The sequence below is a fragment of the Actinacidiphila sp. bgisy160 genome, from assembly GCF_965342435.1.
Classification (GTDB): Bacteria; Actinomycetota; Actinomycetes; order Streptomycetales; family Streptomycetaceae; genus Actinacidiphila.
In genome coordinates this window covers 1-4599 of sequence record NZ_CBDRCM010000116.1, presented here as the reverse complement: position 1 = coordinate 4599, position 4599 = coordinate 1, and the positions used below count along the sequence as shown (strand labels likewise).

General features: G+C 69.4%; 3 protein-coding genes. All 3 read left to right on the top strand.

The features are described 5' to 3' along the window. Positions 1 to 236 precede the first annotated feature (236 nt). The 3 genes from ACRWNP_RS36940 to ACRWNP_RS36930 all read left to right on the top strand — a co-directional run bounded on the left by ACRWNP_RS36940 (position 237) and on the right by ACRWNP_RS36930 (position 4119). A complete protein-coding gene (locus tag ACRWNP_RS36940) occupies positions 237 to 3191 on the top strand; it encodes a M14 family zinc carboxypeptidase (RefSeq protein WP_431969360.1) in 2955 nt (984 codons plus the stop codon). Positions 3192 to 3406: 215 nt separating this feature from the next. After that, positions 3407 to 3892 (top strand): DUF2975 domain-containing protein, encoded by a 486-nt coding sequence (locus ACRWNP_RS36935; protein WP_431969358.1) that lies wholly within the window; start codon positions 3407 to 3409, stop codon positions 3890 to 3892. Next, complete coding sequence (locus ACRWNP_RS36930) at positions 3892 to 4119, top strand: helix-turn-helix domain-containing protein (protein ID WP_431969356.1); 228 nt, start codon at positions 3892 to 3894, stop codon at positions 4117 to 4119. The genes ACRWNP_RS36935 and ACRWNP_RS36930 overlap by 1 nt, the downstream gene beginning before the upstream one ends. Positions 4120 to 4599: the final 480 nt, after the last annotated feature.

Here is a 4599-nt window from a genome sequence, read left to right as displayed (position 1 = left end):
TAGCAGGCTACCGACACGGACACGCGGCCTATCACAAACCGCGTTCACGGCGATCCGGTAATTCCCCGGGCCCCACGCCCCGGCTTTCGGGCAATGGCGGCCGAATTTCCCGTTGCCAAAGGGGAAATGTCCGCTCGCGCGGTCCGGTGATCCCCGGGACGGGTTTTTACCAGCACCTTGACTGCCGACCGGACTTCTTATGGGATGGCGCCTCTGTCCTGGAACGACGTGAAGGGATGCTCGTGAGAACCAGATCCTTAACGATCGCTGCAGTCGGTGCCCTCGTCCTGTGCGGTGCGACGGTGGCACCCATGGCTCAGGCCCGCGACGCGGGCACGGCCGCCGCCGAAGCGGACACCGTCAAGGTGTACCGCGCGGAAGTGACACAAAATCAGATCCCGTTGTTGCTCCAGGCCGGCCAGGACGCGCACGAACTGAGCGAACGGCCGCAGGCGCGGGGCACCGCCACCGTCGAGGTGTATCTCACCGGCAAGCAGGCGAAGGAACTGGAGAGCAGGGGCGTGCGGCTCACCGAGCGCACGCTCGGTGCCAAGGCCGAGGCACGCGTGAAAAACGCGGCCGACCAGGTGTTCCGCCCGTACAGCGGCAAGGGCGGCATCAAGGAGGAGATCCTCGCCACCGGCCGCGCGAACCCCGGGCTGACGAAGGTCGTCTCGATCGGCAGGACGACACGCGGGCAGGACATCCTCGCCCTCAAACTCACCAAGAACGCGGCGAAGTCGAAGGACGGCTCGAAGCCCGCCGTGCTGTACATGTCCAACCAGCACGCCCGTGAGTGGATCACGCCGGAGATGACCCGCCGGCTCATGCACTACTACCTGGACAACTACCGCACCGACAAGCGGATCAAGAAGCTTGTCGACTCGACCGAGCTGTGGTTCCTGATATCGGCGAACCCGGACGGCTACGACTACACCTTCCAGAGCGACGACACCCGCCTGTGGCGGAAGAACCTGCGCGACAACAACGGCGACGGCGTCATATCCGCCGGCGACGGCGTCGACCTCAACCGCAACTTCGCCTACAAGTGGGGTTACGACAACGAGGGTTCGTCGCCCAACCCGGCGAGCGAGACCTACCGCGGCCCGGGCCCGGACTCCGAGCCGGAGACGCGCGCACTGGACGCGTTCCAGAAGCGCATCGGCTTCACCTACGGCATCAACTACCACTCCGCCGCCGAGCTGCTGCTCTACGGGGTCGGCTGGCAGGTGGCCACGGACACCCCCGACGACGTCCTGTACAAGTCACTGGCCGGCACGCCGGACAACTCCGCGATCCCCGGCTACCACCCGCAGGTCTCCTCGGAGCTCTACACGACCAACGGCGAGGCCGACGGTCACGCGTCCAACGTCAATGGACTGGCGATGTTCACGCCGGAGATGTCGACCTGCCAGACCGCGTCCGCCATCGACCCGGACGACCAGTGGGTGGCCGCCGACTGCCAGTCGGGGTTCAACTTCCCCGACGACGAGAAGCTGATCCAGCAGGAGTTCGAGAAGAACGTCCCGTTCGCGCTGTCCGTGGCCGAGACGGCCTCCCACCCCGACGTCCCCTCCTCCTCCGTGGGCCTGGACGCCGCCGACTTCACCCCGGGGTCCTTCACCACCTCCTACGCGCGCGGCCATGACCAGGAGGTCTCGGTCGTCGCCCGCAAGTCGCTGCGCGACAGGGAACTCAACTACCGCGTCAACGGCGGCCGCACGAAGGACGAGGCGCTGCGCTCCTGGCGGGGCGGCGAGACCTACGGCGGCGAGGACAACCTCTACTTCGACGAGTACCGCGCGAGGGTCCGCGGCGCAGAAGTCGGCGACAAGGTCGAGGTGTGGTTCACCGCCCGGACCAAGAGCGGCAAGAAGGTCTCCAGCGACCACTTCACCTACACCGTGGCCGACCGCCCCCCGGCGGACACCCTCGTCGTCGCGGAGGAGGGCGCGGCCGCCATCCAGGCCAAGGCGTACGTCGACGCCCTGAAGGCGAGCGGCCACCGGGCCGCCGTCTGGGACGTCGCCACGCAGGGCGTGCCGGACGCGCTCGGGGTCCTCGGCCACTTCCGCACCGTCGTGCACTACACGGGCGCGGCCCTGCCGGGGAACCCCACCCAGCTGGAGCTGCGCGCCTACCTCAACGAGGGCGGCAAGCTGATCGAGGCGGGCGAGCGGGCGGGCGGCAACGTGGCCCTGGCCGACGGCACGCCGTCGAACGACTTCAGCCAGTACTACCTGGGCGCGTACTCGCGCACGTCGACCGCCGGGGCGACCGGCTTCGCCGGCACCGGGGCACTGGCGGGCTTCAGCGGTCCCCTCGGTGGCGCCACCGGCAACCCGCTGGACACGGCGGGCACCTACCGGGTGACCTCCGACTGGCTCCCGCCCGCCACGTACCCGCAGTTCGCGAGCAAGGGAGCCGGCCGGTACACGGGGTCCGTCGCCTCCGACGCGCCCTACGCCGGCTCCTACATGGCGGCCGCCGTCCACACCGACGACGCCTACAACCGGCTCACCCGGACGATCGACCTGACCGGGGTGAGCGCGGCCGACTCGCCCACCCTCCGCTCCCGCCTCCTGTGGAGCACGGAGCCCGGATACGACAACGCGATCCTGGAGGCCCACACCGTCGGCGCCGACGACTGGACCACCCTCCCCGAGGCGGGCGGCGCCACCAGCACCACCGTGCCGACCGAGTGCGAGGCCGGGTTCTACATCGGCGAGCACCCGTGGCTGACGCACTATCTGACCCCGGGCACGGACGGCTGCACGGCGACCGGCACCTCGGGCGCCTGGAACAGCTTCACGGGCGCGTCCCAGGGCTGGCAGCCGGTGAGCTTCGACCTGAGCGCCTACGCGGGCAAGAAGGTCGAGGTCTCGCTGAGCTACGTCACCGACCCGGGCTCCGGCGGCCAGGGCGTCCAGGCCGACGAGACCTCCCTGGTCATCGGCGGCACGGTCACCGAGACCGAGGGTTTCGAGACCTCCCTGGGCCCCTGGACCGTCTCCGGTCCGCCCGTGGGCAGCCCGCCCGCCCAGCGAGACTGGGTGCGCAGCGGTCCGCTGACACAGGGCGCGGTCGTCACGGACGACACCGTGCTGCTCGGCTTCGGCCTGGAGCACGTCGCCTCGGCGACGGACCGCGCGACGCTGGTCCGTCAGGCGCTCAAGGCGCTGCGCCGATGACGCCCGGGCGTGCTCCGCACGTCTGAGCACGCGCCACACCGGTCAGTGAGCCAGGCGGTCCGTACCCTCCGCGGGTACGGACCGCCTGGCTCGCGTTCCCGGCCGCCCGCGCCGGCTCGGTCACGGCGGGCGAAGTCGTCACTCACCTCCGCCGGCCCTTGCGGTATCTATCGAGATTCGATAGATTTCCATCGCATCTCGATTAAGGATGGGTCATGGGAAAGTTGACAGTGTGGGCGCTGCGCGCCGTCCTCGTGGTGGTGCTGGCCGGCACCGTGTTCATACAGGTGGGGATGGTGTGGGCATTGGCCACCGACCCGGAGGACGGGTCGCTCCCGCTGACGCCGCTGCGCCTGATCACGATCCTGGGCATGGTCACGGTCCAGGTCTCCGGGGTCTGCGTATGGCGGCTGGTGACGATGGTGCGACGCGGGACCGTGTTCTCCCACGCCGCCTTCCGCTACGTGGACGTCGTGATCGGCGCGATCGTGGCGGCCGCCCTTGTGTGGTTCGCGGTCACGGCCATCAACGCGCCGGGTCAGCGGGAGGACCCGGGCGTCACCGTCATCATGGGCGGGGTCGGCGTCGCCATCCTGGGGGTCGCGCTCCTCGTGCTCGTGCTGCGGATGCTGCTCGCCCAGGCCGTTGCTCGCGACGTCGAAGCGATGCAGATGCGCGCCGAGCTGGACGAGGTGATCTGATGCCGATCGCCGTCGACATCGACGTGATGCTGGCCAGGCGGAAGATGTCCGTGGGCGAACTCGCGGAACGGGTCGGGATCACCCCCGCCAACCTGGCGGTGCTCAAGAACGGCCGCGCCAAAGCGGTGCGCTTCGCCACGCTCGCCGCACTCTGCGAGGTACTGGAGTGTCAGCCGGGCGACCTGCTGCGCTGGGAGGCGGCGGACCCCGCCGGCGCGGACGGCTGATTCCCCGCACCGTTGCGGTGACTCCCTGCGGCAACCCCCGTCCTTCCCCCGCGGAAGGGCGGGGGTTCGTCGTTGCGTCGCTGCCCGGTGCCTCGATCACCGATCCATTCACGATGAATCCACCGCACGGCAACGCGCCCTTCACGGAACCACGGGTGAGTTGCCGGCTTTGGGCGCGATCGCCGCCGCTGCGCGGTGCGGATTGATCTGAACATGGCGCCGCGTGCCGTTGTTCCGGCTGGTCACCCCGGTTCCAGGAGCCGGCCGAGGGCCTGGCAGGATGAGGGACCGCCTGACGCGAATCCGGAAATAACAACTGTATGCGCGTGAGCCAGGATAGGTTACCGCAAAGTAGTAAGGGAAGTCTTGTGAGGAATCGAGTCCAGCGACTGGCGCTCCCGCTCTCCGCGACGGTGACGGCGGTCGTGGTGGCCGGCTGCGGTACGGGAGGGTCGGACGGCGGGGCCACGGGGAAGTCCG

Excerpts from the sequence above, each read along its gene's own strand:
- ACRWNP_RS36940 (WP_431969360.1), top strand. The coding sequence starts at position 237 with ATGCTCGTGAGAACCAGATCCTTAACGATCGCTGCAGTCGGTGCCCTC.
- ACRWNP_RS36935 (WP_431969358.1), top strand. The coding sequence starts at position 3,407 with ATGGGAAAGTTGACAGTGTGGGCGCTGCGCGCCGTCCTCGTGGTGGTG.
- ACRWNP_RS36930 (WP_431969356.1), top strand. The coding sequence starts at position 3,892 with ATGCCGATCGCCGTCGACATCGACGTGATGCTGGCCAGGCGGAAGATG.